Origin of the sequence: Viridibacillus arenosi (assembly GCF_001955655.1) — a bacterium.
Lineage (GTDB): Bacteria > Bacillota > Bacilli > Bacillales_A > Planococcaceae > Viridibacillus > Viridibacillus arenosi.
Genome location: NZ_MSPW01000013.1, coordinates 37,597 through 63,879 on the forward strand (window position 1 = coordinate 37,597; position 26,283 = coordinate 63,879).

Sequence of the window (26,283 nt, forward strand, 5' to 3'; positions counted from 1 at the left end):
GATATTTGCTGAAATTTCGTGAAAAGGACAAAATTATGGTCCTTCACTTTTTCTTTTATAATCTTTCAAAAATTGTTACAATTAACTTAAATTAAGGAGGAATGTCGTCATGATTTCATTCAATGAGAAATTAGATCGTTATGCTGAACTTGCTGTTAAAATAGGTGTCAACATCCAACCCAATCAATTTCTTTACATCAGCACTTCTACTGATAATGTAGAGTTAGTCCGCTTAATTACTAAAAAAGCTTATGAAGCTGGCGCTAAACAAGTATTTGTTGATTTCGCAGATGATCAAATTAACCGTTTACGTTATGAGTTAGCTCCCGCAGACTCTTTTGACTTTTACCCACATTGGAAAACGGAAGAACGCAATTGGTTAGCAGAACAAGGTGCTGCTTTCATAAGCATTGTTTCCCAAAGTCCAGATTTACTAGCGGGGATTGAATCTAGCCGTATCTCTGCATTCCAAAAAGCTACCGGTAAAGCCTTGAGTAAATATAGAGAATATGCACAATCTGATAAAATTAGTTGGAATGTTATTGCAGCATCTTCTAAAGATTGGGCTGCCAAAGTTTTCCCTGAACTACCTCAAGACCAACAAGTTGAGCAACTTTGGAACGCAATTTTCAAAGCTGTAAGAGTCGATGTAGCAGATCCAATCCAAGCCTGGAAAACACTTGATGAATCACTACACGATAAAGTATCCTATTTAAACGAAAAAAAATACCATAAATTGCATTACCGTGCACCTGGAACAGACCTTACAATCGAGCTTCCTAAAAACCATTTATGGTGTGGTGGCGGAAGTGTCAATGTGAATGGTAAAGAGTTTATGGCTAACATGCCTACAGAAGAAGTCTTTACTGCACCTTTTAAAACCGGCGTTAACGGTTTTGTTTCTAGTACTAAACCATTAAGCTATGGTGGCAATATTATTGATCAATTTAAAATTACCTTTGAAAATGGTCGAATCGTGGACGTATCTGCTGAGCAAGGTGAGGAAGTACTTAAACAACTTGTAGCTACTGACGAAGGTTCACATTATTTAGGTGAAGTTGCTTTAGTTCCACACAATTCACCTATTTCGCAATCGGGTCTATTATTCTATAACACACTGTTTGACGAAAATGCTTCCAACCATTTAGCTATTGGTAGTGCTTACGCATTCAACATAGAAGGTGGTAAAACCATGTCCCGTGAAGATATTGCCGAGAACGGCTTAAACCAAAGTCTAACACATGTAGATTTTATGATTGGTTCTGACAAGATGGATATAGACGGTATTACAGAAGATAACAACGTAGAACCAATATTCCGCCAAGGAAGCTGGGCATTTTAATATTCCAGCAAGTTTTCTACAAATAATAATGTAACTATTATTTTGCACTCTAAATCCTACTGAAGTGTACAACTTACGTACATATAATGCATTGGTAAAATGGTAATCCATAAATTAGACTTATGTTGAAGCAAAATATCATGTATACTGGTAGTTAATGAATCTTTAATAATGGTAGAGAGGAGTTTTATCATGGGTACATTTATAGTAACAGTATTAGGATTTTCAGCACTTATCCTAATCACTGGTGGAATCCTTATTCACTATTTACTAGTAGGATTAGATACTTCAACTGCAACTCTTGTTGATCCAAAACCAAAAAACTAACTTTTAATCCAAAACAGTTACTAATAAGTAACTGTTTTTTTATATTTTCCTCACAATTTTGTAACAAACTTGTGACATAATGAAACTAATTACCTATATTTTTACCAAAAAATGATTATCAAAAAATACTAATTTCACATATTTCCTTAATACGATTTACAACTTCCAAAATGTAACATATGTGTTTTATCGTTTTTCCTCTATACTTATGAGGCAATGTTATAAGGGAGGAAGTATACAATGTTTTCAACAACTGCAATTGGAATCGATCTTGGCACAGCCAATACGTTAGTATATACAAAAAACAAAGGAATTTTATTAAATGAACCATCAGTTATTTCAGTAAATACAACTACAAATGAAGTTATCGCAATCGGTACTGAAGCGAAGAATATGATCGGTAAAACGCCCGCGAATATTCAAGCAATCCGTCCCCTTCGCGATGGTGTCATTGCCGACTTTGATATGACTACCGAAATGATTAAAGTCATTATGCAAAAGGTCGGAAAAATTATAGGTGGCTCAATCCGTAAACCAAGTGTAATTGTCTGCACTCCCTCAGGAGCTACTTCAGTTGAGCGCTTAGCTATAAAAGATGCTGTTAAACAATGTGGAGCTAAAGAAGTCTTCTTAATCGAGGAACCAGTTGCTGCTGCAATTGGTGCTGATCTTCCCGTTAGTGAACCTATCGCAAGTGTCATCGTTGATATCGGTGGAGGAACAACAGAGGTCGGAATCATTTCATTTGGTGGTGTTGTTACTTCAAACACTATGAAACTAGGTGGCGACCGAATGAATGATGAGATTATTCATTTTGCACGTAAGGAATATAGCGTGCTAATCGGTGAACATACTGCTGAGAATATTAAGAAAGAAATTGGTTATGCTTTAATTCAACATGATAAAGAGTTCATGGAAGTACGTGGTAGAGATATAGTAACTGGTTTACCAAAAACGATCACTTTAAATTCAGAAGAAATTCAAGGTTGCCTTAAAGAATCTCTTCTTTCAATCTTAGAGGTTATTCGTAGAACATTAGAAAGCTGCCCACCAGAGTTATCCGGAGATATTGTAGACCGAGGTGTTGTGTTAACAGGTGGCGGTTCTCTATTAAAAGGTATGCCTGAATGGCTTTCAGATGAACTACTTGTTCCTGTTATTCTAGCTCCATCACCATTAGAATCTGTTGCAATTGGTACTGGACGTTCTCTAGATACAATGAACCTTTTACAAAAATTGAATTCTTAAATTCGTGAAAACTTATTCTCTTTTCTGAATAGTTATTCTAAAATAAGTATGTAAGGAAAGGGGAACTTTTTAATGTCTATAATAAATGAGATTCTTACATTCAATGAAGCCTTTGTAGAAGAAAAGCAATATGAGCCTTTTATTACAAGTAAATTTCCAGATAAGCATTTTGTTATTTTAACATGCATGGATACTCGCCTTGTGGAACTATTACCAAAAGCAATGAATTTACGTAATGGCGATGTCAAAATCGTTAAAAGTGCAGGTGCAACATTAAACCATCCATTTGGTGGTATTATGCGCAGTCTACTTGTTGCAATTTATGAGTTACAAGCAGATGAGATTTTTGTCATTGGGCACTACGATTGTGGTATGAGTGCAGTTAACCCTGACAACATGTTAGCTAAAATGGTTGATCGTGGTGTTTCTCAAGATACCATTGATCTTCTAAATTACTCTGGTGCAAACTTACATGACTGGTTAAGAGGCTTTGATGATGTAACTGAAAACGTACGAAATAGTGTTGAGATGATTCGAAGTCATCCTTTAGTTATCGACTCTATTCCCGTTCACGGTTTAGTAATTGACCCAAGTACAGGACGTCTTGATGTAGTTGAAGACGGTTCAAAATAATTGATATGACAAAAAGCGAGAGTCACCTGTTAAGTGACCCTCGCTTCTTCTTTTTCGAACAGAAATCGACGTATTTCCCAGGAAATGATTCGCTAATTATTTCATTCCGTACAGCATCCCTCTGACAGTACTTTTCCATCTCCGCCAGACGGCCTTACCCTTTCAAAATTCATCATCTATATAAGAATACAAATAATGATCTTCCCAGTTTCCGTTAATGTACAGTAGCTTTCTTAATAATCCTTCTCGCTGGAATCCTGTTTTCTCTAAAACGCGGACAGAGCCAATGTTCTTAGGCGATACGTAAGCTTCTACTCGATGTAGCGACAAATCTTCAAAGCCAAATTTAACTACTAGCTCTAGCGCCTCAGATGCAATTCCTTGTCCAATATAACGTTTATCTACTGAATAACCGACAAAAGCACTTGCAAATGGTAATCTCTTGATAGAATAAATCGATATATGTCCTACAAGATCCGACGTTCCCATTGCAAATATTGCAAAACTATACTCACGGTTGAGTCTCATACGCTGAATAGACTCAATAATCTTCTTTCTTTGAGTGTGTTCTGTATAAAACTCATCCTCATGTAATGGCTCATAGATCGACCAATAGCGCTTATTACGCTTAACTAGATTTGTGAATGCCGAAACATCGGCTTCCTCTAATGTTCGTAAATAGCAGCGATTTCCTTCAAGAAACACCATGTCAGATCACCCTTTTTGAGTGGTTAATTCTAAAAACTGTTCAACATCCTGTTCACATATACGAATTCCCTTTTCCCAGAATGCCTTTTCTGTAATATCCTCACCTAAATGTTTCATCGCTAAATCTTCTACAGACATAACAGCTGTATCTTGTAATAAAGCGATATATTTATCTTCAAAACTACTACCTTCTTCTTTCGCCTTAGCATAAATACTTAATGAGAATAAATAGCCAAATGTATATGGGAAATTATAAAATGGCACGCTTGTCATATAGAAGTGCAATTTTGAAGCCCAGAAATGGGGATGAGCAACATTTAGCGCACCTGCATAAGCTTCTTTTTGTGCTTCTTCCATTATTTCATTCAAGCGTTGAGCTGGTACAATTCCTTCTTTACGTTCTTCATAAAAACGTGTTTCGAATAAGAATCGAGCATGAATATTCATGAAGAATGCGACACTGCGCTGAATTTTATCTTCAAGTAATGCTATTTTTTCATCTACCGAGTTTGCTTCTTGAACAGCTGCATCTGCAACAATCATTTCAGCAAATGTAGAAGCTGTTTCTGCTACACCCATTGCATAGCCAGTATTCAAAGTATGAATCGGACGTAATGCATACGAATGGAATGCATGACCTAATTCATGTGCTAATGTTGCAACATTAGACATAGTACCACTATAAGTCATGAAAATTCGTGATTCTTTCGTTAATGGTAAACCAGTACAAAATCCACCTGGACGTTTATTTGGGCGATTTTCTGCTTCAATCCATCCGTTTTCAATTGCATTTGTAGCGAAGGTTTCTAGCTTCTTGCCGAAACGTCCGAAATTTTTAATGACAAATGCTGCGCCTTCTTGATAAGAAATCGTCTCAGTTGATGCAGTAATTGGGGCATCTAAGTTAAACCAATCCATTGTACTTGTATTTAACAGCTCTGCCTTACGCTTTAAATATTCAACGAAAGGTGCTTTATGATCTGTAATTGCACCCCACATTGCATCAATCGTTTCAGGTTGCATACGGTTAGTTTGAAGTGGCTCTTGTAATACCGAATCCCAACCTCTTTTTTTGTATGTAGCTAATCGGAACCCTGCTATATGATTCAACGTTTTTGCAAAGAATTCCTCTTTTTCAGTCCATGTTTTTTCAAGCGCTTCATAAGCAGCTTGACGCACTGTAGCATCTGGATGTGAACTTAAGTTATTCGCTTGGCCTACCGAAAGCTCTTTTTCCTCACCATCAATTGTAAAAGGAATTTTAATATCGCTAATCAATAGATCATACATTTCTCCCCAAGCATTATAACCATCTACTTTTAATGCAGAAATAATATTCTCTTCCTGCTCAGAAAGTTTTAATTTAGTTTCATCTCGCCATTCATTTAAAGTGAAATTGAATTGTGATAACTCCTCAGTAGTTAGTAAATCTGTCCACTTTTCTTCTTCTATGCCACTTAATACTTGTTGAAATTGCAATTTAATCGGTGCAAAATTCGCAGCTAATGATGAAATTTCACCACGTAGTAAAGATGCTTTTTTATCAGTCATATCTTGCGCTTGTAAACAAGATACAAATGAACCTGCTTGCCCCATATTAATATATACTTCTTTCATTAGTTCTAGAACATTTAAAATGGATTTTGCATCTTCTGCCACAATACTTGAAACTGCATTTTGAAGTTCTTCTAATTCAACTTGGATTCTGTCTAATTGGATTCTTAATTCTTCTGAATTGCTACCTCCTGTAAATACGGACTCTAAATCCCATACTTCTGGGAATTTTTTGTTTGTCATATTCCGACCTCCATTACTAAATTATCTTACATATTCAGTATAATACTTCTGGACACGAAATAGTTAGACTTCTTCGCTAATAGTTTCCGAGGGATCAGTAATTTTTAATCCTCTAAGTTCACATTCTCTTGTAACATGTGCGATTATTTCTTTTAACACTTGAATTCGTGCGTAATTTTTATCATCACCTGATATTAAAATCCATGGTGCATGAGGTTTATCGGTCTTCTTGAACATATCATTTGCTGCTTCAACATAAAGTGGCCACTTGTCACGATTGCGCCAATCTTCATCTGTAAGCTTCCATTTTTTATAGGGATCTTCTTGTCGTTCTTTAAATCGATTTAATTGTTCTTCATTTGACACTTGAATCCAGAATTTCGCTACGATATAGTTATCATCTGTAAGTAGTTTTTCAAATCGGTTAATTTCTTCGTAGGCACGTTGCCATTCTTCTTGTTTAGCAAAGCCTTCAATACGTTCTACTAGTACTCGTCCATACCATGAACGATCGAAAATGCCGATTTGCCCTTTGTAAGGTAGGCGCGTCCAAAAGCGATGTAGATAGTTATATTTTAGTTCGAAGGGTTGCGGTGCGGCAATTGGATGTACGATATATCCACGAGGATCCAGTCGTTGTGTTAAACGTTTAATCGCTCCACCTTTACCAGCTGCGTCCATCCCTTCAAAGGCTAACACAAGCCCTATATTATGATTGAACAAGAACTGTTGAATATTTAATAGTTCAAATTGTAATTTTTTTAGTTCCTTTTTGTAGGAAGGTTTATCGTTTAGATGTTTGTCTAATTTTATATCTTCAATGCGTTTACTCACTTTAACCACTCCTTTTACTTTTATACTATTATTTTACAGCAAATTGTACTGAAATGATATTTGTTGTTCTAACTAATCGAATGTATACTTTATACATATACATTAAAATCGGAAGATATTGTTTGTATATATACGCAATTTTATCGAGATTCTTTTCTACTTCAGAGTGCAACAACATTCAGATTTTTATACTATTCCCAACATGAAGGAGGAGATTTTATTGGGGAGATTGATTATTATTACCATCGCTTATATTGCAATGGTAACCGTAAACTTAGCTGCTAATATTCTTCCACTAAATGGTCAAACTACTGGCGAAATCTCCGACAGTTATACGGTTCTTTTCACTCCAGCACGATATGTTTTTACTATTTGGGGCTTTATATACATAACTTTAGCTTACTGGATTTATAAACATTGGTTCAATCATCAGATAAAGAACACGATTTCTATTCAACAAACATTGTTATTTACAGCCAGTTCACTACTTAATGTTTTGTGGATTTTCCTGTGGCATTATAATTACTTCCAACTTACTGTTGTTGTAATGCTACTATTATTATCTTGTTTAGCACTTCTATATTTCTCATATAGTAATGATGAACAAACATGGTCAAAGCGCATACCCATTTCCATTTACTTTGCTTGGATTTGCGTAGCAACAATAACAAATATCTCTTTCGTTTTAACGTCTAATCATTGGAATGGCTTAGGTTTAAGTAATCCTTTGTGGGCTGTTATTATGCTTACTCTAGGTACCGCTATTGCACTTCATATTCGTTTCCACCATTATGATATTTATTTTCCTATCGTCTTCATTTGGGCTTATATAGGGATTGCGATAAAAAATGGCTTTGAGGAATTACTAGTAACGACCGCAGCACTTTTTTTAAGTGGCGTCTTATTGGCAGGAATCTTATTTATAAAAAAACAAAAGCCTTCTAAATAACTGTAGAAAACAAAAAAAGCCTCCCTTGAAGAAAATTCAAGGGAGGCTTTTTCATTATTTTAGTCTAATTTAGTTGTAATAATAGGTTCACCATCTGTTACGATGATTGTATGTTCATATTGAGCAACTAGTGATTTGTCAGGCGTTATAAATGTCCAACCATCACCTGCTTCAACGATATGTTCTGCTTTTTGAGAGATGAACGGTTCAACAGCTAAAACCATACCTTCTTTTAAAATGGTGCGATCCCATGCATCAAAATAATTTAATACATGTTGTGGATCTTCATGAAGTGAACGGCCAATGCCATGACCTGTTAAGTTCATAATAACTGCTAAACCGTTTGCCTTCGCTTCACGTTCGACCGCTTTACCAATTTGGTTTAAACGTGCACCTGGTTTTACTTTCGTCATCGCACGATCAAATGCGCTTTCTGCAACTTGACAAAGTTTATCGATTTCTGGGTAAGATCCTTCACCTACAACAAATGACACGCCAGTATCTGCAAAATAGCCATTAACATGACCTGAAACGTCAATATTAATAAGGTCTCCCTCTTTTAGAGTAAGGTTCCCTGGAATGCCGTGTGCAACTTGTTCGTTCACACTTATGCATGTATATCCTGGAAAATCATATTCACTTTTAGGTCCTGAAACGGCTCCATTTTCTTCAAATAAACGGCCACCAATTTCATCTAATTCTTTAGTTGTAATTCCTGGTTTTGTTGCTGCCTTCATCGCTTCACGGATTTGGGCCATCACACGTCCAGCTTTTTTCAATCCTGCAATATCCTCTTGAGTTATAGCTATCATTTTATACGATCCCTTCTTCTCATATGTCTACTCTCTACTATAACACTTTTTTCGCAAAATGAAGAACATGAAAATCGCGTATATAGCTATTTCAAATGTCTATATATTTAGAATAATTTTATTTAGTTCTTATGTTTAACATATGAAATTACATAACTGAAAGTACTAAAAGAGGACTCCATCTATAAGGAATCCTCTTTTTTTTAATTTTTTTGTTGTAATAATCGCGGTGCTGAAGTAAATAAAAGTACAGCTACAACCGCTGTTAGTATAGTAGCTGGCAACATATACGTACCATTATAAATTATAGAATACAAATAAACATTTTGGTCACCTGCATATTCGCTAAAGAAGACAATCCCTGCTGTAGTATGAGCAATATACCTCAATAAACCACCTAGAGTTGTACCGAGCACAATATACAAAGTCATTGCTTTTTTGTTTAATTGCTTACTCGCTGCAAAAACTAGATGTCTCACAACACCAGCTAGACCGACTACAGTAAATGCTATAAAGTAATCGATAAATCCCTGAACAGGTGTGAAAATTGAAGCACCCATCGCCACTTGCAATAAACCAATTAAAAACCCGGTAATTAAACCACCCGATACACCCCATCGGAATGCCATTAATACAATTGGTACCATAACAAGACTAATAGAACCACCTTGAGCCCATAGCTTAAATGATAACTGATCCAAAATTAAGCCGATTGCAGAAAAAATTGCAATCTCGATTAAAAACAACAATCTCTTTTTGTTCAAAATAAATATCCTCCCGTAGTTCTGATGTAGAACACACAAGACCTAAACGTATCCCATTTGTAAATGGGCTCTAGATAGTAAAACTTTTGGCAACAAAAAAACGACATCAGGACAGGTCCTGACATCGGTTATATGTCGGTTTCTATCCACATTCCTACGCAAGCATTAACTTACAGGTTCAAAGGGTTAGAACTTTGGGTTCACTCTCAGCCGACCATTTCGGCTCCCCTTGTGGTAAATACATCATTTAATTGTAATTGTAGAACACCCCTATTGTACTCAAACAATTCTTTTATTTCAATAGATTACTCTGAAATGAATGAGAGATTTCTTTCAAAACGTATATAATAAACAAAATGGAATTTAATTGAAGTGATTACAATTAGATGATTAGTTTACTTAAAAAGCTAATCATATATAAAAGTGATACTCCTACTGGCGCAAATGAAGCATTACAATTTTGTGCTAATTGGCTTGAGAAACAAGGTATAGATGTTAACCTACATCAAAATAATGGATTTGATATTTTAACAGCTGAAATTGGACAAGGTGCAGATTGTCTTATCTGGAACGGCCATGTTGATGTCGTCCCAGCAGCAATTGAACAATATACCCCCTTTGTAGATGGTGATCTTTTATACGGACGTGGAGCTGCTGAAATGAAAGCCGGAGTTGCGGCGATGATGTTCAGCTTTGTAGAGTTATCTAATCAGCTGACAAGCTGCCTAGACGCCTTCAACTTCATCTGGTGACAGACGAAGAAATTGGCGGTGAAAATACCTCTGGTACGCTTGCTCGTAATGGCTACAATGGCCAATTTGTGGTGTACCTACACAAATGCAGATTGGTTTACAAGCAAAAGGCATTCTTCAATTCGAACTTCAATTTAAAGGTAAAGCATCACATGGTAGTCTTCCTTGGGAGGGGTTAAATGCCGTTTTACAAGCCCTGCAATTCCACTCAAACTGTTAGAATCACCAATAACAAATGCTCGTAATGTATTTTATGATTCTCCATCAATTAATTTGGCAACAATACAAGCAGGTGAACGTTTTAATGTCGTCCCAGATCAGTGCAATGTACGCTATTATATTCGATACGTCCGAGGACAATCAGCAGAAGATATTCTAAATGAAATTCAAAAAATTCTCGATGATGAAAAAATATCAGCTGAAATAATTATTCACAGTATTGCTCCTGCAGTTAAAACAGATGCTGATGATCCATTTGTTTTATCATTAATAAAAACAATGACAACAGTTTGCGACAAACAGGACATGCTATTTGGACAACATGGATCTGCTGATACTCGATTTTATGCTGCAGATGGTGTAGGAGCCATCGAATTCGGACCGACTGGAGCAGATTGGCATGGTCCCACTGAATATGTCAGTATTTCATCTGTATACCGTTACGCAGATATAATAAAAGTACATGCATTGAGTTGAATCTTTTTGGGCTTTGTAGCGTAGATAATAATATGACTGGAGGTGCTTGGGCTGGATAACAATCGAGTATTGTCTGCATTGTGTTACTTTAGTATATTTTTTGCCGGATTTATTTTGCCAGTGATTGTTTATTTTGTCAGTGCTGATTCGAATGTAAAAAACCATGCGAAACGAGCATTCATATCACATCTTTTACTCATTATCCCATCCATTATCGGTTTCATTATTTTCTTTGTCGTGTTTGGATTTTATGGCAGTGGTTCTGATAATTTTATAAGTACAGGGCCAATTTTAATTATCTCGTTTATCATTTTAGAAATTCTAATATCTGTAGCAGTAATCATTTGGAATATCATCCAAGGTGTTCGTGTACTACGCGTTTAAGATGAAGCATCAATGGGAATAAATTATTATTAGCTTATAAGAAATGGAGTGCGACTAAATGAAGGTAAGAAACGTAGTAAAAACTGCAATTAAATTAGCACCAATTGTTTATCCAATCGTTATTAAAGTTATTGATTCTCGTAAAGCAAAATCAAAAGCAAAACAAGCACCCACAACAAGATATAAACCATAGTATTAATTACTCCTATGCGGATAAATCCATGCATAGGGGTTTTTTTATGGAATTGTGATTGTTGCTTTAACTTTAGGATTTGTTGCACTAAGTCATCTGTTTGTAATTCAGCAGAATATTCACGTCCTTTTCATTCCAAATAAAAGCTAAACATCACCCAGTTATATTCTTCTATAACAATAAAAAAACTGGAACGCCCTCCAAGGAGACGTACCAGTTTTACTCAATTAATTAAAATGCCCAACTACCATTACGGAAGATCGGTTCTATTGTACCATCTTCTAAAACACCGTCAATATTCATGTCGGCACTACCAATCATGAAATCCTCATGTGTAATAGAAGTATTAATACCGTGCTCTTCTAGTTGTTCGGGAGATAACTCACTACCATCTTCATAGCACGTTGGATATGCTTCACCGATAGCTAAGTGATTAGAAGCATTTTCATCAAATAATGTGTTGTAGTAAAGAATATTTGATGCAGAAATTGGTGATTCATGTGGCACTAATGCTACTTCACCAAGGTATTTTGAACCTTCATCAGCTTTGATCAATTCTTGTAATAAATCATTGCCCACGCCAGCTTCAGCTTTGACGATTTTACCATTTTCAAACGTTAATTTGAAATCATCAATGATATTGCCTTGGAAGACAAGAGGTTTTGTATTTGATACAAATCCGTCTACTCCATATTTTGATGGCATTGTATATACTTCTTCCGTCGGCATATTAGCCACAAATGAAGTATTCTCTGGTGTTTTACTAGCACCAGTTTGCCAAATATGTTTGTCAGGCAATTCGATTGTCAAATCAGTTCCTGGAGCTGTGTAGTGAAGTTTTACAAAGCGTTTAGCATTCAGTATAGCCGCACGAGTATCTAGGTTTTCTAAATGACCTTGCCAGTTTTCAACTGCATTTCCTTCGCCAATACGAACTGTTTTGAAAATCGCTTCCCATAAGGCTTCCACTTGTTTGTCAGCTTCTAAATTTGGGAATACTTTCGCTGCCCATTGCTTCGACGGAACAGCAATGATTGCCCATGCAACTTTATCGTTCATAACAGCATTACGGTAATTCGCTAATGCTTTACCCGCTGCTTTTTGTTGTGCAGATAACTTAGACACAGGGACACCTGATAGTAAATCTGGATCTGCGGCATCAATCCATAATAAGGCACCTTTTCGTTCGATTAGTTCGTCACGCTGTTCACTAATCCAACGGGGGTATTTTGCAAATTCATCCTCAGGAGCATTATCAAAAAAAGCGCGGTCAATCTCTCCATCAGAAAAATTGACAGTAACGCGACCTGCTCCTGCTGCATATGCTTCTTTTACAACTAAACGTGTAAACTCAATTGTATCTGTAGTTGTGTTAATTAGAAGTGTTTGACCTTTTTGAATATTAACGCCTACTTTTACAGCAAGCTCAGCAAATTGTGCTAATTTCTCCTGGAATGTCATTCTTATTTGCCCCTTTTCACAGTAGGTTTTGTTGTTCCTTCGATTAATTTTCCAGCTGTCCACGTTTTTTCAACGGGTTTTGATGGCAGCTCACGAGTCCATTTACGATACGTATGCTCTTCATGGTGTGCAAGTAATGTTAATACTTCACCATCTGCTCCTGCGCGTCCTGTACGGCCTGAACGATGTAAGTATTGCTCCATTGTATGTGGTACATCTACATGTATTACATGTGTTAGACCTTCAATATCTAATCCACGTGCAGCTACATCTGTCGCAATTAAAATACGTGCTTCGCCTTTACGGAACGAATCTAGTGCCTTTTTACGCTCTTCTTTTTTCATTTCTGAGTGTAAAACAACAATTGGTGCAGCACGGTATGATAATTTTGTTTCTTTCATCAATAATTGATCTAAATTATTTACAAATGCTAAACCACGTAAACCTTCTACATTTGAAAGCTTACGTAACATTTCTGTTTTATTTCTCTCTTCGATTTTCATAAATGAATGCGTTACCTTTCCTTGGTTTGGCATTTCATCTAAGCTAACTTTGAAGCGTACAGGCTCATTCATCATACGTGCAGCGACTAGCTCGATTTCCTCAGTAATTGTTGCAGAAACAACAGCTACTTGGCGACCATGACTTGCTCCATCGATAAATGATTTTACTAATACGCGATAGTCACGACTAAGAAGTTGGTCCCCTTCATCAAGGACAATTTTCGTTAGTTCATGAAGCTTTAGTTTTTTTGCTTTTACTAATTCGTTTAGACGTCCAGGTGTGCCGACAACGATTGTTGGTTTTTTCTTTAGTTTATCAATTTGACGTTGTGGATTCGCGCCACCTATTAATGGAACGACTGTAATGTTCGTTCCTGCAACCCACGTACGGATAACTTCAACAATTTGCATACATAACTCTTGTGATGGAGCGATAATTAATGCTTGTGTTGCTTTTTTAGTACCGTCAACTGATTGTAAAATTGGTAAAAGATACGCAAGTGTTTTACCCGTTCCTGTCGGAGATTCTGCTACGACGTCTTTGCCCTCAAGTAATGCGGGAATCATTTCATCTTGGATTGGCATTGTATGTTCAAAAGTCCATTTTTTTTGTAAATCTTCGTTTAATAAAGTTAAAAAAGACATTGCTGTTCCACCTTCTCCCATTCACATATATGTAATGTGAAATATAGTTTTTATATAAAAACCTGCCCTTTAATTGAGATGAAGGACAGGTTTTTGCGCTCTAATCTAGTAATTCATATCCACAACTAACAATAGCACAATCAGCAAGTACAAGTAACGAATCAATATAAGAATCATCAAGAGCAAGCTCACGATTTACAATTGAGAGCTCTGTACATCCTAAAATAATACGATCACAGCCTTCAGCTTTTATCGCTTCTTCAATCATATTCCATTCGTTATGTGTAACGGCTTTTCCTGCTTTCACATAGTCATAAATGATTGACATGACTTGCTTTTGCAGTTGTTCATTTGGGATAACTGGTTCTAACCCAACCTCTTCCAATGCATGTTGATATACACCTGAGGTAAGGGTACCGGTTGTTGCTAATACTCCTACTCGTTTTGCACCGAGTTGTTTTGCTTTATTAGCTGTTTCTCGAATCATATGCAGTACTGGTACCGGTGAGTTTTCTTGTAGCTCATCATAAAATGTATGTGCTGTGTTACAAGGAATTGCAATTAGCTCTGCTCCAGCAGTCGCTAGCTTATGCGTATCCTCAACCATTAAAGGTACCGGACTTGGTTCAGATGGATTCAGAATATGAGCTGTTCTGTCAGGAATACGCGTATCATTATCTATAATGAAATGCACATGTTCCTGATCTTTGAAAGCTTTCGTTCTACGGACAATCATTTCTCCTACAAGCATTGTTGCAAGTGGTCCTACTCCACCAATAATACCTAATGTTTTTTTATTCATGACTTAAGACAAACCTTTGTTATTAAAATATTTTTTATATTTACGGTAGTAGTTTAAATTGTTAAGCGTTAATTTAAACCAACGTTTAATGTTAAAATCCTTTTTATAAAATAACGAATTCGTCATTTTACCCGCTCTGATTAAACGTTTGGCTTCTGCTTTAAGTTCCTCATTTTGAGCATATTTGAATAGAACGCCTTTGGGGATAATCATCCATAAATGCTTTTCCTTCGCATACGTTAATCCTAAATCTTTACCTAACATACGATCATCTGCTACATACTTCATCAAGTTATGTCCGCTTGCTGTTACGTAGTAGCTACTACGACCGTTACGTAAATTGATTTCGAATAATTTATATTCACCATCACGAGAATCGTACTTCATATCGAAGTTAGCAAAACCTGTATAACCGATATCCTCTAGGAAGATACGTACTCGGTCCATAATTTCTTTATCATATGTGTTAATGATAGCTGCATAGCTACCAATTCCTTCTGGTGAATGCTCTTCAAGGATTGGATTACCAAGAGACATCAATTTCACTTTACCATCTTGTCCAACATAAGCATTCAATACTCGCATATACGAATCATCACCAGGGATGAATTCTTGGATGATTAGATGGTCTTTATATGTTGAGCTATAAATAGCTTTTAATATTGCAGTTTTCTCAGCTTCATCATGTGCAACGAATACTTTTTTCTTACCTGGGAAACTACATGCCCAGTATTCAACTGAGTTAGACGCTTTAATAATAATAGGGTATTTAAATTTCACATCAAAGCTTTCATATGTTTCATACGTGCAAGTATCAGTTTTTGGATAGCTGAAATTATATTTCTCACACATTTTGTAAAAGTTTTCTTTCAACAAAATTTGATCCATTAATGATTCATCGATATATGGCACTGTGAAATATTTGATTAGCTCTGGTTTGTTTTTAATAATTAGTTTCGCATAATCATCGCCACAAGCTAGTAGCAATAATTTTTTATGAGAATATTTCTTTGCTACTTTCACCATTTCATCTACGAAAGTTTCTTGCTCGTTTAAATTGGGTACTTGTTCAAAGTGTAGAATACTACTATTTTGCGTTGCAGTTAAATGTGAACGACCGATAACGATTGGTTTAATGCCGTATGCTTCATAAAATGAACGAGCCATTCCGTATGCATTCATATCTGATCCGATTAATATTGGTAAAAATGGTTGTTCTGCCATTGTATATCATCTCACTTATAGTCTATTGTTTTGCCATTAGTGTAACATATTTCGTAAATTCTTTTTGAATGTTCATATACGACTTGTATACCCTTATCAAAAAATCACAGAGGTTAATCCCCCTGTGATGATTACTTCCAAATTGCAACAGCTTGTGATCCGAGTTTCTTATAACTTTTGAAAAAGCTAGTTTCGTCGTGAGAAACATAGCCGTGTAACGGATCCATTACAATTACTTTATCATCCATATGCCCAGTTAGAACAACAGCATGAAGATTACGATACATATCCAGTTTTCTATTTGTTCCCTTAACCCACCAGCCTTCTTTAAAAGTAGGCTTAGATAGATCAAGTGTAACCCAAACTACAACAGGTACTCCCTCTTGAACAAGCGAGACTATTTCCTCTGCACTTTGACCACTTACATTTTCTACTTTCAACGATACGTCCTTGTCTTTTGCTATTTTCTTTGCTACCTTTTCAATCACTGGCGCAAAGACATAGGTACCTGTAAGTTTGTTAAATGGATCACCCGCATACGCTTTTGCTGGATCAGGACCTATGCGTTTATTCCCTTTTTCAACAATCTCTTGTTTTGGTAAATAGTTTTTAGCCATATCTGTTTTTGATAAATTTAACCCGTAATAATTAAGTGCTGCAGTTAAAGCTGTGATTTCACAGCCATGGGGTAGTTCAGGATTTTGCATTATGATCGGCACATCTAATTGCTGTTCCTCACGTTCAAAATACGTCTCCAACACTACATAGCCCATATCTTCTTGAATCGTCACAACTTTACCGACACTTTTTTCCTGTTCACTATCATCTGTATAAATTGATGAAGGGACAAACAAATATTGATGCCCTTCTTGTAAGTCAGTAATGATAGCTTCTCCTTCTATATCCCCAGTCGCTGTCGTTACATCCTCATTCGTCTCCATATCTCGGACGGTCACTTTCATATCAGGTATCGGCGTGCGGCTACCGAATTCAACAATGAGTACTTTTATGCCCTCATCTAGCTGCTTTTCTTTTGCTGGGGAAATGCTGCTGCAACCGCTCACTGCTACCAGCAGTACAAAGCAAAAGAGGAGCAGCCTCATTGGCATTTTACCTCTCATATCCAATGCTGATGATCCCTTCTACTTATCACTTGTTTTTAGCTGAAATATTTTTTGTACCAAACTAAGAACATATAAATTGTCCAGATTTTACGTTGATTTTTCGCTTTGCCTTCGTAATGGTCTGTTAATAATTTAACAATTGCTTGTTGGTCAAAGAATTGTGCTGCTTCTGGAGATTCAAATGATTCTTTAATCTTGTTGAAGTATTTTTCTTCTTGTATCCATAAACGAATTGGTACTGGGAAACCGATTTTTTTACGATTTGCCCATGCTTCAGGCAATGCGCGTTTAGAAGCTACACGGAATGCATATTTCGTATCAACATCATTAACTCGGTAGCGAGTCGGTACTTTCGAAGCCACTTTCATTACTTCTTTATCAAGGAATGGTACGCGCAATTCAATTGAGTGCGCCATACTCATTTTATCTGCTTTTAATAAAATATCGTCGACTAACCATAAGTTTAAGTCTAAGATTTGTTTTTTCGTTAAATCGTCTTCGCCTGCAGCCTTTTTATAAACAGGCATTACGATATCTTTGACAGATGGTGCATCGTTATATTTTGCTGTTAAAATATTAGCTGCTTCTTGCTCTTCGAAGATGTGTGCTTGTCCAATAAATGTTTCCTCTACTGGTAAGCCACCTTTCATCAAGAAGTGTTTACCTCTTACTTCTGGAAGCATTTTGGCAACTTCAGATACTGGACGACGGATGAAGCCCGGTACTTTTTTATATTTTTTCATAGACGATGATTCGTCGTATTCTTCATAACCACCAAATAATTCATCGGCACCTTCACCAGATAACACTACTGTTACATGTTTGCGTGCAAGCTCAGCTAAGAAGTAAAGTGGTACGATTGATGGGTTTGAATGTGGTTCATCCATAATATATTGAATCTCATCGATTTTGTTAAAGCATTCTTCTGGATCAAGTACTTCATTGACATTTTCAATACCGAGCTCTTTAGATAACTCTTTTGCAGTGTCAATTTCAGAGAAGTTTTGAGCGCTAAAACCTACCGTGAAAGTTTTATCTGGTTTTAAAACAGAGGCTACATAGCTTGAGTCAACACCACTTGATAGGAATGAACCAACTTTAACATCTGAGATTTGGTGTGCTTTAATTGAGTCACGCACGACACTATCGATCTCTTCAACGATTTCATCAAGTGGACGCTCTTCAGGATTAAATTTTGGTTCCCAGTAGCGAGTAGTTGTCACTTTGCCATTTTCGTACGTCATATAGTGAGCTGCTGGCAATTTGAAAACACCCTTAAAGAATGTCTCGTTTAACACTGGGAATTGGAATGTTAAATAAGGCTTTAACGCTTTTTCATTTAATACTTTATCGAAATGTGGATGTGGCAAGAAGGTTTTAATTTCTGAACCGAACATTAAAGTACCATTCATATGGGCATAATAAAATGGTTTAATACCGAACATATCACGTGCAGCAAATGCTCGTTTTTTGTTACGATCCCAAATAACGAATGCGAACATACCACGTAATTTAGTTACTAATTTAGTACCGTATTCTTCATAACCATGAATTAAAACTTCACTATCTGTTTCAGTTGTAAATGTATGCCCTTTTTCTATTAGGTCTTTACGGATATCTTGATAGTTATAAATTTCACCATTGAAAATTAATACTAAAGATTGGTCTTCATTATACAAAGGTTGGCTACCATTTTCTAAGTCAATAATACTTAAACGACGGAAACCAAGTGCAGCTTCACCATCTGTAAAAGTACCTGCAGAGTCTGGTCCACGGTGAATAATTTGATTCATCATATTCTCTAACACTACGTCAGGGTTTGAAACCTCACCTATAAATCCTGTAAATCCACACATATATTTAAATTCTCCTATCTTGTTACATTCAGTCATATATTTTAACACGCACTAGTTTGCTTTATAATAAAAAATCACATAGTAATTATACGCTATTTTCTCTATTTCTCCAATGTTTGTCTATGATAACAAAGTCATTTTATCGCCTAGTATCCACGATTATTATACTATTTCCTCGCAAAATCGAAAAAGATTGCCACCAAGTAGCAATCTTTTATTGACAATGCTTTTGATATTCTTCCACAAGCTCCTCTATAGATACTTGATAAAGCTGTTGATCATTAACTTTAAAAACACCTAACGCCATTAAATCATCTATAATATGCATCTTTTTATTTTCTTCTAATTGTTCTCGTTGTTCAATCATTTAAAAAACCCTTTCTTACATAAATTGCTCCATTATCCATACCCGAAAGTTCGTAAATTAAACAATTTGCTTACATTTTGACCCGATACTTGGCAACCCCTTTTTCATCCCTTTGTATACAAGATAGCCTAATATCGCACCCAATGTATTTAACCAAAGATCATCTACATCAGTACTACGCATTTGTGGTAGTTGCATTGTTTCGATAAAGAAAGATAAACTCAAAGCTGTAATAAAAACATAAGGAAACATCTCCATCTTGCGCCATAACAGTGGTAGTAAAAAACCAATTGGCATGAAAATGGCTATATTACCAAGAAAGTTAATGAAAAATGGCTGCCATAAATCTAAATAATGAATAGCGTTATACACATCCGTGAACACTTGGAACAATTTTAAATTCACACCTAAAATCATATCCTCTTGGAAGCGCATTTGAAGATGCTGTAGACTCATGCCATTTCTAGGTACGATTGTTTCATAGAACAAACCAATTACATACACAGAAAAGAACAATAACCCTATTTCATGCCACCTATTAGTCGGAGGATTCCCTTTTCTTTTGCGAGACTTGAATCGTAAATAAACGACAAAAGGAATCGCCACAATCATAACAGGGATCATTTCAAGTAGGTAATACAGTATATCTGACAACCTTTTCACTCATTTCATACTTTCTATTTAACAGGACAAATTATATAGGATTTAGTTGCAAGAAAATATTAAAATTCAATTACAATCTTATATCGAAATAGTTTAATATTAATTTGCTCACCTTTAGACAGGGGTATCGCCTTATACAAATACCATATTTAAACAATATCAATTAACTTAACTATAGCATAATATTCTTTTTCTTGTGTGCAATAAACGTTAAATTCAAAAGTCTTTTATCTCTTTGTTAATTCAGTGCTGACAAGGATATGTAAGATTCGATCTTATAAAAACTGTATACTTTCATCTATAAAATGTTCAAATTTTTTATAAGTTATTTATCTCATTATTATTCAATTAATTAAGTCCATTCACCATGACTTAATGTAATTATATGCCATAATAATTTGCTATCTCTCCCTCTATATTTCTCTAATGTAGTATCCGATTAGTTTTACTAACAGGAAAATATCCCCTAGATTAATTTTACTGAGTAAGTTAGAAAGTAAAAAAGCCAATTAAATTAACTCTTCAATAGAGAATAATTTAATCAGCCTACATACTTATTAATGAGTATATTGTTTTTTACTATTCACTATTATTTGTTTTAAAATTGTTAGTTTACCAATGACGATTTGTGATATATCTGCAAGCTCCACTAAGTACTCTTCAGCAAGAGCTTGATTACCAGCGTTATACGCATGTACAGCTTTTTTGGCAACTTCATGTACTAGCGCATGAGGCTTTTCTAACTCTTTATAAGCAGGCTCTGTACCTAACAATTCTCTTCCTTTTCCGTAGTACCAGACTCCAAGACGAGAATCTTTGTGAGAAGAAATATCATGTTCACTCATCTGTTCAAAACCGAGCATTAAATTATAAATTCTCCAACGCCATAATAAATGATCTGTAATAGTTAATTCTATAATATCTTCTTGACTAATTATAAAGTTTTTCGAAATAGTTTCTGTACGATAATGATTAATCATTTTACTTAATTCATAAATTTCTTCACCTGTTTTATAGGAAATATCTTTACTACGACTTGAATTTTCGGCAATGTTTTTATTACGGATTGTAATTTCATTTGCAGCTGCTGCTTGTTGATGCGTAGTACTAGCGATTTCTTTAAAATGCATACCCTGCTGTTGTAAAGCAATGTTAAGATCTGCTAAAGCACTTGAGATATTCGCAGTTTCATTTACACCTCGATGCAAATCCTCTGCTGACTTCTTCGTAAGCGCATCAATATTATTTGTGATTTCTAAGAGCTTCTTAATATCATTATGAATGGATTGTACCGAGGATTTCGTATTATCCGCTAGTTTACGAACCTCTTCCGCAACAACAGCAAAACCTTTACCGGCTTCGCCAGCACGTGCCGCTTCAATTGAAGCATTTAACGCTAACAGATTTGTTTGTTCTGCGATCCCCTTTATGAATTCCATTAATTGCGAAACACTTTTCACACGCTCAACTAACTCTGTTACATTATCCTGTACTTGATGATGCCCCCCATCAGTAGATTTCAATAATTGCGTTACATTTTGCAAGGCATCTATACCATTATGTAATTCTTTCAATGAAGATTGTGTATGCTGTGAGACTTCCCCCACAGATGCGGCAATTTCATCGACACTTTCATCTAGTTGTTCCATAGATGATTTCACAGACAAAACGTCTTGCTCTTGTCTTTCTTGGAATTGAATTAGATTTTTAATCTGATCTAGTTGCACATTATATTTAATAATTTCACCCAATCCATTTATAATTGATCCTGCTTGAATTTCTATATAAGTTTCAACAATTAGCTGTTGATCAATCGTAACAATACTATCGTAAGCAAGTAACACATCCATCATTTTCTTACGGTCTTTAGGAAAAGCTTCAACGATTAAAGGAATTATAAATTGGTTGATAAGCGTGTATGCTGAAATCATCCAGTTTGGTAGTACACCTATTTTGGCATGGGTATAAGCAATTTTCCTTCTACGGAAAATATAATTTAAATCTAACTCATCTTGGAAAATACTCATAAAATGCTTATGAATTAACTTTTTCAGTTTAACTACAGATGAATGTTGATCGATTACTTCTTTAAATTCATCAATTTGCATTAAACGATCGTAAAACTTGTCTAAAATCATTTCGTGGTTTTTCTCATAAATCTCCTTTAACTCCGCGACAGATCCCCGACCCACTTGTGATAATCCTAAAAAATTCAATTTTTCCTGAAAACGTTCATTGGAAGTAATATCTGAACCAGGTGTAGTTGAAAAATATTGATAATGACCTTTCGTTTTACCAAACATACATATCCCCTTAGTACTTTATTTTTTTCATAATCTACAACGACATTTCGACTAATAAAACCTTCTTTTGTACATGATGTTAAGTTTTCACTATTTCCACGAGTTAAATAAGCAGTATATTAATACTACTTATTTTTAAAAATATAGGCTATACAACCCATGATTAACATATAGAAAAAACTACCAATTAATCAATGATTCATTGAAATGTTCACAAATTATTCTTTTCTCGAGGTAATTAGTCCACCTTTTTCATAAGAAAAATCGAGCATCTGAGAGATGCTCGATTTAATATGTAAGTTCACTATTGTTATCAATTTATATAATCTACTTTCAATTAGATAAATTAGATTTTATTTTATTTTTTTCAAAAAAAATAAAAATAACCGTCCCCTCCACAAAAGGTTTGACGGTTATTCTTGACCTCGGACCAACAACTTTTCTGAGGTGCCTAGTCACTAGACTGAACGTTCGCAGCGTTCGGTCTTATTATGGTATGCTTTTCTACCCCTATTATACAATTCTAGTAGGGAATTTTCAATAAATGGATTGTATTCCCTTATTTTATATAATCGACATACTCAATTATTAAGGAGTTACTACTTTGTCATCAAAAGTTACAATCACAATCTCAGCATTCGTGATGCCGGGCAATGATTTCGTCATCATTGGGGAATGGTATGCCGTAATTTTCATACCTGCTCGTAATTCCGTTCCCAATCCTAGTAATGAGACTACTTTTGTGTCCTTCAAGATGTTCAGAATTACATCATTGTTTGCATTTTGGTCAGAGCTGACATTGATATACAACTGATCTTTCTTCGTACTATTCAATGAAACAATTGTACCTTCAACTTTATTGTGTTCTGTTTCTTTCACAATAATTTTCTCTGCATGTGTTTGAGCTGGATATATCATGGTCATCATTTCACCGTAGTATGCCTCAACGCGAACATCAGACTTTAAAGATTCTAACGATAATGATTTTCCTGCTTGATCAACTATTTGAGTGTTCTCATCTACCGATAGAATAACATAATCCACTCCGCCTTTTTTCATCGAATTTCCAATCACGGTGAACTTTTTATCTGCTACATTTGTAATAATACCGTTTGTACCTACAGCCTCTTCTTGAACCACCTCTTTTGTTGCCAAATTAACAACGACATAATTCGTTGTCGATTGAGCTGGAATACTCATCGTAACAGCAGGTCCATAGAAAGCTTTGACCGTCATGCCTGGTTTGATAGCACTTACCTTTATCGCATTTCCATTTTGGTCTAATATCTGTGCTTTATCAGCGAAATGCAAAACAATCTTATCCTTATGCGTTGTGTAGATATCTGTACCTTCTACGACAATTCCACTTTCATTCACTTCTGATATTGTGCCATTAATTCCTGTAAAGTCCTGTTTTTGAACAACTAGCTTTAGTGCTTCACCATGCGCAGGAAGGCTCTTCGTAATTTTAGGATCATAGAATGCCTTAACAGTCTTCTTGTCTTCGATAATTTTTTTCAACGACACTTTTTTACCTTTGGAATCAATAATTTTAGTACTTTTGGTAATGGATAGAATTATTTCACTTTGATCTGTTTTAGCAAGCCCATGTCCTGTTACAGTAATGAATTTGCCAGTCTTATCGTTTAAGTAATTTGTAATTTGACCGATTGTACCTGGAGAAGTTTTCACTTTATTCTGAGCAAGCTCTTGGCCATTATAAATTGGCTTAGCTTGAACGCTCTGTGCATTTGCTGTTGCCGGGAGCGCTGTTATCAATAGAATAGATGCTGTTAATAACACTTTTTTCATTTTATATTCCTCCAATTAAAGAAATAGTATTTTTACTCCGTACATTTAAAGCCTATCTTCATTCACTACACAATTTGCAACAAATTGACCTGATTGGATTAACTCGCAGTACGTATAAAGAGTATTAAATATTAAATTTATTCACATCATTTAAATCCACTTGTAATTTCATTTCTATTTCAAGGAAACCTTATATCACAATAATAATGTTCATTTACCACACCTATACACCTAAATTATACCATTATATATATATTCAGGGGAAATAATAGAATACGAATTCCTAATCTGGTAAAATAATGATAACTAGTTGTGCAGGTTGGGCGGTTGGTCACTTCCAAGGGATTGGGGGTGATACTATTGACAACTTACGAAATAATAAGCTTATTGATTCAACTCTCAGTTGGATGGATAGCATTCCTTTCAGTTTTGTTGTCGGTACTCTTTTTTCTATTAAAAAAGAAATAACCGTCCCCTCCACATAAGGTTTGACGGTTATTATTGACCTCGGACCAACCGCTTCATCTGCGGTTACTAGCCACTAGACTGAACGTTCGCAGCGTTCAGTCTTTTTATATTATGTTTTACTATCGTAATAATACAATTCTGTAGTTTAAATCTCTACAAATGCCATTCCATACTTTATTTCTATAAAGCTGTACATCTACTTCTGTATAAATTCTGTAATCGCCTCAACTAATTCTGTAGATAGCGGAAGTGTTGGATCTGAATAAGTAGCCAAATTTCCCTTTATCTCCTCTGGTGCATCTTTTAGAATATGATTCATCTTGTTTACAATCATTAGTTTAGCTTCTTCTTTATTCGCCTTTAATATTTTTGCATCACTTACTGGAACTTGAATATCGTGTGCTCCTTGAATGATTAAGACAGGTGCTGTTACTTTTTGAATGCTCTTAGCTGGATCATACTTTAGCCAAGACATAAGATATGGCTGTACAGACGGTCTAAATAATGTTTGTAATTCTGTTGTTATGGTTGCAACAGATTTACCTTCTTTTAATGATGCTAAGATTCCAGTAGTTTCTTTCGTAAGATCCGGTGTTAATTTGCCTTCTAATTGCTCAAGTAATATCTCATCTGCTGGACGCCCTGCTCCTGCTAGTGAAGTAAACGAAGCAATGTCGCTATTCTGTGCTGCTAACATGCCAATTAAAGACCCTTCACTATGACCAATAATATGAATGCTTTTAAATTTATTTTCTGATATTGCGTATTTAATAACTTGATTAACGTCTTCTACATATTGTTCTATTGATAAATCTTCTTCTTTTGTTATTAATGGCGCATTATCGCCAATTCCTCTTTTATCATAACGAATAGATGCAATCCCTTGTTTAGCTAAGTCTTCAGCTAGCATTTTCAAGCTATTATTTTTGCCAGCACCTATAGTATTTCCATCTTTGTCGGTCGGACCAGACCCTGCTATTATAATCGCCAGCGGATATGAACCTCCCTTTTCAGGATGTTGTAAAGCTACCTTTAGATTCCCTTCATTAACTGGGATCTTAATGGATTCATAATTTGCCTTCTCTTCTTCATAGGGAGTTAATTTAAATGATAGTACATTACCATTCTGCTTAAATGTTCCTGTTATTAAATTATCTTGTAACTTACCTTCTATTACGACATTCGAACCTTGTAAATCGATTGTAATCGAAACTTTATTGCCATCATATGAGACTTCTTTAAATGGATAGTCCTTTAACCCTTGAGCCGGTACTGATAAAGTGCCACTTTTTTCTGTAAGCGATAAAATAATTTCTAATTGTGATTGCGGAAGCTCAATATTCCCTTGCCATTGTCCTAACATATCATCATTCACACCTTTCTTAACCTCTGGACTTTCTTCCTTAGAACAAGCTACTAAAAACATTAGCACGCAAAGCCACATTACATATTTCTTCATTTTAAAACCCCTTTTCTGCGTAGTTCAAATAAAAAATACACAACCTAAACCTTCGTTCAATCTGTTCTATCTTTAGTATCACAAATTAAACCGGTAATTTCAAATAAAATATGGAAATATTATGTAATATTTTTCCGCGAGTGTAGTTAGATTGATA

The 26,283-nt window shown here is 35.4% G+C and carries 26 protein-coding genes and 1 riboswitch; of the genes, 10 read left to right on the plus strand and 16 right to left on the minus strand.

The features are described 5' to 3' along the window. Positions 1-109 precede the first annotated feature (109 nt). The 4 genes from BK137_RS18680 to BK137_RS18690 all read left to right on the plus strand — a co-directional run bounded on the left by BK137_RS18680 (position 110) and on the right by BK137_RS18690 (position 3,550). On the plus strand, positions 110-1,342 hold the full coding sequence (locus tag BK137_RS18680) for an aminopeptidase (protein WP_038178582.1): 1,233 nt from the start codon (positions 110-112) through the stop codon (positions 1,340-1,342). A 192-nt stretch (positions 1,343-1,534) separates the two neighbouring features. Continuing rightward, a complete protein-coding gene (locus BK137_RS22845) occupies positions 1,535-1,669 on the plus strand; it encodes a hypothetical protein (RefSeq protein WP_255511482.1) in 135 nt (44 codons plus the stop codon). Positions 1,670-1,909: 240 nt separating this feature from the next. Continuing rightward, a complete protein-coding gene (mreBH, locus tag BK137_RS18685) occupies positions 1,910-2,917 on the plus strand; it encodes a rod-share determining protein MreBH (RefSeq protein ID WP_038178589.1) in 1,008 nt (335 codons plus the stop codon). A gap of 72 nt (positions 2,918-2,989) precedes the next feature. Next, a complete protein-coding gene (locus tag BK137_RS18690; protein WP_038178591.1) occupies positions 2,990-3,550 on the plus strand; it encodes a beta-class carbonic anhydrase in 561 nt (186 codons plus the stop codon). A 162-nt stretch (positions 3,551-3,712) separates the two neighbouring features. On the opposite strand, the gene BK137_RS18695 is transcribed toward BK137_RS18690, so the two are convergent. From BK137_RS18695 to BK137_RS18705, 3 genes are all read right to left on the minus strand, one after another. Next, entirely contained in the window at positions 3,713-4,258 is a 546-nt protein-coding gene (locus BK137_RS18695) for a GNAT family N-acetyltransferase (RefSeq protein ID WP_038178593.1), read from the minus strand. A gap of 6 nt (positions 4,259-4,264) precedes the next feature. Next, positions 4,265-6,055, minus strand: coding sequence for a M3 family oligoendopeptidase (locus tag BK137_RS18700; RefSeq protein ID WP_038178595.1), 1,791 nt, complete (start codon positions 6,053-6,055; stop codon positions 4,265-4,267). 63 nt (positions 6,056-6,118) lie between these two features. After that, positions 6,119-6,889: a polyphosphate kinase 2 family protein gene (locus tag BK137_RS18705; protein WP_038178597.1), complete on the minus strand. Its 771-nt coding sequence runs from the start codon at positions 6,887-6,889 to the stop codon at positions 6,119-6,121. Between the two features lie 220 nt (positions 6,890-7,109). On the opposite strand from BK137_RS18705, the gene BK137_RS18710 reads away from it, so the two are divergent. After that, a complete protein-coding gene (locus BK137_RS18710) occupies positions 7,110-7,838 on the plus strand; it encodes a tryptophan-rich sensory protein (protein ID WP_038178598.1) in 729 nt (242 codons plus the stop codon). 59 nt (positions 7,839-7,897) lie between these two features. On the opposite strand, the gene map is transcribed toward BK137_RS18710, so the two are convergent. After that, on the minus strand, positions 7,898-8,650 hold the full coding sequence (map, locus tag BK137_RS18715; RefSeq protein WP_038178600.1) for a type I methionyl aminopeptidase: 753 nt from the start codon (positions 8,648-8,650) through the stop codon (positions 7,898-7,900). 203 nt (positions 8,651-8,853) lie between these two features. Then, positions 8,854-9,414 carry an energy-coupled thiamine transporter ThiT gene (gene thiT, locus BK137_RS18720; protein WP_038178602.1) on the minus strand — a complete coding sequence of 187 codons (561 nt, stop codon included), beginning with the start codon at positions 9,412-9,414 and terminating at the stop codon, positions 8,854-8,856. Between the two features lie 134 nt (positions 9,415-9,548). Continuing rightward, positions 9,549-9,654: riboswitch (TPP riboswitch) on the minus strand. A gap of 146 nt (positions 9,655-9,800) precedes the next feature. Between thiT and BK137_RS22710 the strand changes: the two genes are divergently transcribed. The 5 genes from BK137_RS22710 to BK137_RS22725 all read left to right on the plus strand — a co-directional run bounded on the left by BK137_RS22710 (position 9,801) and on the right by BK137_RS22725 (position 11,439). Next, complete coding sequence (locus tag BK137_RS22710; RefSeq protein WP_235175656.1) at positions 9,801-10,166, plus strand: M20/M25/M40 family metallo-hydrolase; 366 nt, start codon at positions 9,801-9,803, stop codon at positions 10,164-10,166. Between the two features lie 85 nt (positions 10,167-10,251). Beyond that, positions 10,252-10,386 (plus strand): peptidase dimerization domain-containing protein, encoded by a 135-nt coding sequence (locus tag BK137_RS22850; protein WP_268746448.1) that lies wholly within the window; start codon positions 10,252-10,254, stop codon positions 10,384-10,386. Next, the gene (locus BK137_RS22720) at positions 10,332-10,862 is read left to right on the plus strand and encodes a M20/M25/M40 family metallo-hydrolase (protein ID WP_268746449.1); all 531 of its coding nucleotides are present in this window, start codon (positions 10,332-10,334) and stop codon (positions 10,860-10,862) included. The genes BK137_RS22850 and BK137_RS22720 overlap by 55 nt, the downstream gene beginning before the upstream one ends. Before the next feature lie 120 nt (positions 10,863-10,982). Then, positions 10,983-11,246 (plus strand): hypothetical protein, encoded by a 264-nt coding sequence (locus BK137_RS18730; protein WP_235175657.1) that lies wholly within the window; start codon positions 10,983-10,985, stop codon positions 11,244-11,246. A 58-nt stretch (positions 11,247-11,304) separates the two neighbouring features. After that, a complete protein-coding gene (locus BK137_RS22725) occupies positions 11,305-11,439 on the plus strand; it encodes a hypothetical protein (protein WP_235175658.1) in 135 nt (44 codons plus the stop codon). Positions 11,440-11,670: 231 nt separating this feature from the next. On the opposite strand, the gene BK137_RS18735 is transcribed toward BK137_RS22725, so the two are convergent. From BK137_RS18735 to BK137_RS18785, 11 genes are all read right to left on the minus strand, one after another. Further along, on the minus strand, positions 11,671-12,900 hold the full coding sequence (locus tag BK137_RS18735; protein WP_038178603.1) for an aminopeptidase: 1,230 nt from the start codon (positions 12,898-12,900) through the stop codon (positions 11,671-11,673). A 2-nt stretch (positions 12,901-12,902) separates the two neighbouring features. Beyond that, complete coding sequence (locus tag BK137_RS18740; RefSeq protein ID WP_038178606.1) at positions 12,903-14,048, minus strand: DEAD/DEAH box helicase; 1,146 nt, start codon at positions 14,046-14,048, stop codon at positions 12,903-12,905. 100 nt (positions 14,049-14,148) lie between these two features. After that, on the minus strand, positions 14,149-14,850 hold the full coding sequence (gene cuyB / locus BK137_RS18745; protein ID WP_038178608.1) for a cysteate racemase: 702 nt from the start codon (positions 14,848-14,850) through the stop codon (positions 14,149-14,151). A gap of 3 nt (positions 14,851-14,853) precedes the next feature. Continuing rightward, positions 14,854-16,074 (minus strand): carboxylate--amine ligase, encoded by a 1,221-nt coding sequence (locus BK137_RS18750; protein WP_038178610.1) that lies wholly within the window; start codon positions 16,072-16,074, stop codon positions 14,854-14,856. Positions 16,075-16,205: 131 nt separating this feature from the next. Continuing rightward, positions 16,206-17,177 carry a C39 family peptidase gene (locus tag BK137_RS18755; RefSeq protein WP_081729987.1) on the minus strand — a complete coding sequence of 324 codons (972 nt, stop codon included), beginning with the start codon at positions 17,175-17,177 and terminating at the stop codon, positions 16,206-16,208. 56 nt (positions 17,178-17,233) lie between these two features. Continuing rightward, entirely contained in the window at positions 17,234-19,054 is a 1,821-nt protein-coding gene (gene asnB, locus BK137_RS18760) for an asparagine synthase (glutamine-hydrolyzing) (protein ID WP_038178612.1), read from the minus strand. Between the two features lie 214 nt (positions 19,055-19,268). After that, on the minus strand, positions 19,269-19,421 hold the full coding sequence (locus BK137_RS18765) for a Fur-regulated basic protein FbpA (protein ID WP_076035144.1): 153 nt from the start codon (positions 19,419-19,421) through the stop codon (positions 19,269-19,271). Between the two features lie 57 nt (positions 19,422-19,478). Next, the gene (locus tag BK137_RS18770; RefSeq protein WP_051448535.1) at positions 19,479-20,075 is read right to left on the minus strand and encodes a VanZ family protein; all 597 of its coding nucleotides are present in this window, start codon (positions 20,073-20,075) and stop codon (positions 19,479-19,481) included. 566 nt (positions 20,076-20,641) lie between these two features. Next, entirely contained in the window at positions 20,642-22,387 is a 1,746-nt protein-coding gene (locus tag BK137_RS18775; RefSeq protein WP_038178614.1) for a methyl-accepting chemotaxis protein, read from the minus strand. Between the two features lie 588 nt (positions 22,388-22,975). Then, complete coding sequence (locus BK137_RS18780) at positions 22,976-24,199, minus strand: hypothetical protein (RefSeq protein ID WP_038178617.1); 1,224 nt, start codon at positions 24,197-24,199, stop codon at positions 22,976-22,978. A 664-nt stretch (positions 24,200-24,863) separates the two neighbouring features. After that, positions 24,864-26,126 (minus strand): alpha/beta hydrolase, encoded by a 1,263-nt coding sequence (locus BK137_RS18785; RefSeq protein ID WP_038178619.1) that lies wholly within the window; start codon positions 26,124-26,126, stop codon positions 24,864-24,866. Positions 26,127-26,283 lie beyond the last annotated feature (157 nt).

Coding starts and splice junctions, on each gene's coding strand:
- BK137_RS18680 (WP_038178582.1), top strand. CDS start 110: ATGATTTCATTCAATGAGAAATTAGATCGTTATGCTGAACTTGCTGTT.
- BK137_RS22845 (WP_255511482.1), top strand. CDS start 1,535: ATGGGTACATTTATAGTAACAGTATTAGGATTTTCAGCACTTATCCTA.
- mreBH (WP_038178589.1), top strand. CDS start 1,910: ATGTTTTCAACAACTGCAATTGGAATCGATCTTGGCACAGCCAATACG.
- BK137_RS18690 (WP_038178591.1), top strand. CDS start 2,990: ATGTCTATAATAAATGAGATTCTTACATTCAATGAAGCCTTTGTAGAA.
- BK137_RS18695 (WP_038178593.1), bottom strand. CDS start 4,258: ATGGTGTTTCTTGAAGGAAATCGCTGCTATTTACGAACATTAGAGGAA.
- BK137_RS18700 (WP_038178595.1), bottom strand. CDS start 6,055: ATGACAAACAAAAAATTCCCAGAAGTATGGGATTTAGAGTCCGTATTT.
- map (WP_038178600.1), bottom strand. CDS start 8,650: ATGATAGCTATAACTCAAGAGGATATTGCAGGATTGAAAAAAGCTGGA.
- BK137_RS22710 (WP_235175656.1), top strand. CDS start 9,801: ATGATTAGTTTACTTAAAAAGCTAATCATATATAAAAGTGATACTCCT.
- BK137_RS22850 (WP_268746448.1), top strand. CDS start 10,252: ATGCAGATTGGTTTACAAGCAAAAGGCATTCTTCAATTCGAACTTCAA.
- BK137_RS22725 (WP_235175658.1), top strand. CDS start 11,305: ATGAAGGTAAGAAACGTAGTAAAAACTGCAATTAAATTAGCACCAATT.
- BK137_RS18735 (WP_038178603.1), bottom strand. CDS start 12,900: ATGACATTCCAGGAGAAATTAGCACAATTTGCTGAGCTTGCTGTAAAA.
- BK137_RS18740 (WP_038178606.1), bottom strand. CDS start 14,048: ATGTCTTTTTTAACTTTATTAAACGAAGATTTACAAAAAAAATGGACT.
- cuyB (WP_038178608.1), bottom strand. CDS start 14,850: ATGAATAAAAAAACATTAGGTATTATTGGTGGAGTAGGACCACTTGCA.
- BK137_RS18750 (WP_038178610.1), bottom strand. CDS start 16,074: ATGGCAGAACAACCATTTTTACCAATATTAATCGGATCAGATATGAAT.
- BK137_RS18755 (WP_081729987.1), bottom strand. CDS start 17,177: ATGAGGCTGCTCCTCTTTTGCTTTGTACTGCTGGTAGCAGTGAGCGGT.
- asnB (WP_038178612.1), bottom strand. CDS start 19,054: ATGTGTGGATTTACAGGATTTATAGGTGAGGTTTCAAACCCTGACGTA.
- BK137_RS18765 (WP_076035144.1), bottom strand. CDS start 19,421: ATGATTGAACAACGAGAACAATTAGAAGAAAATAAAAAGATGCATATT.
- BK137_RS18775 (WP_038178614.1), bottom strand. CDS start 22,387: ATGTTTGGTAAAACGAAAGGTCATTATCAATATTTTTCAACTACACCT.
- BK137_RS18780 (WP_038178617.1), bottom strand. CDS start 24,199: ATGAAAAAAGTGTTATTAACAGCATCTATTCTATTGATAACAGCGCTC.
- BK137_RS18785 (WP_038178619.1), bottom strand. CDS start 26,126: ATGAAGAAATATGTAATGTGGCTTTGCGTGCTAATGTTTTTAGTAGCT.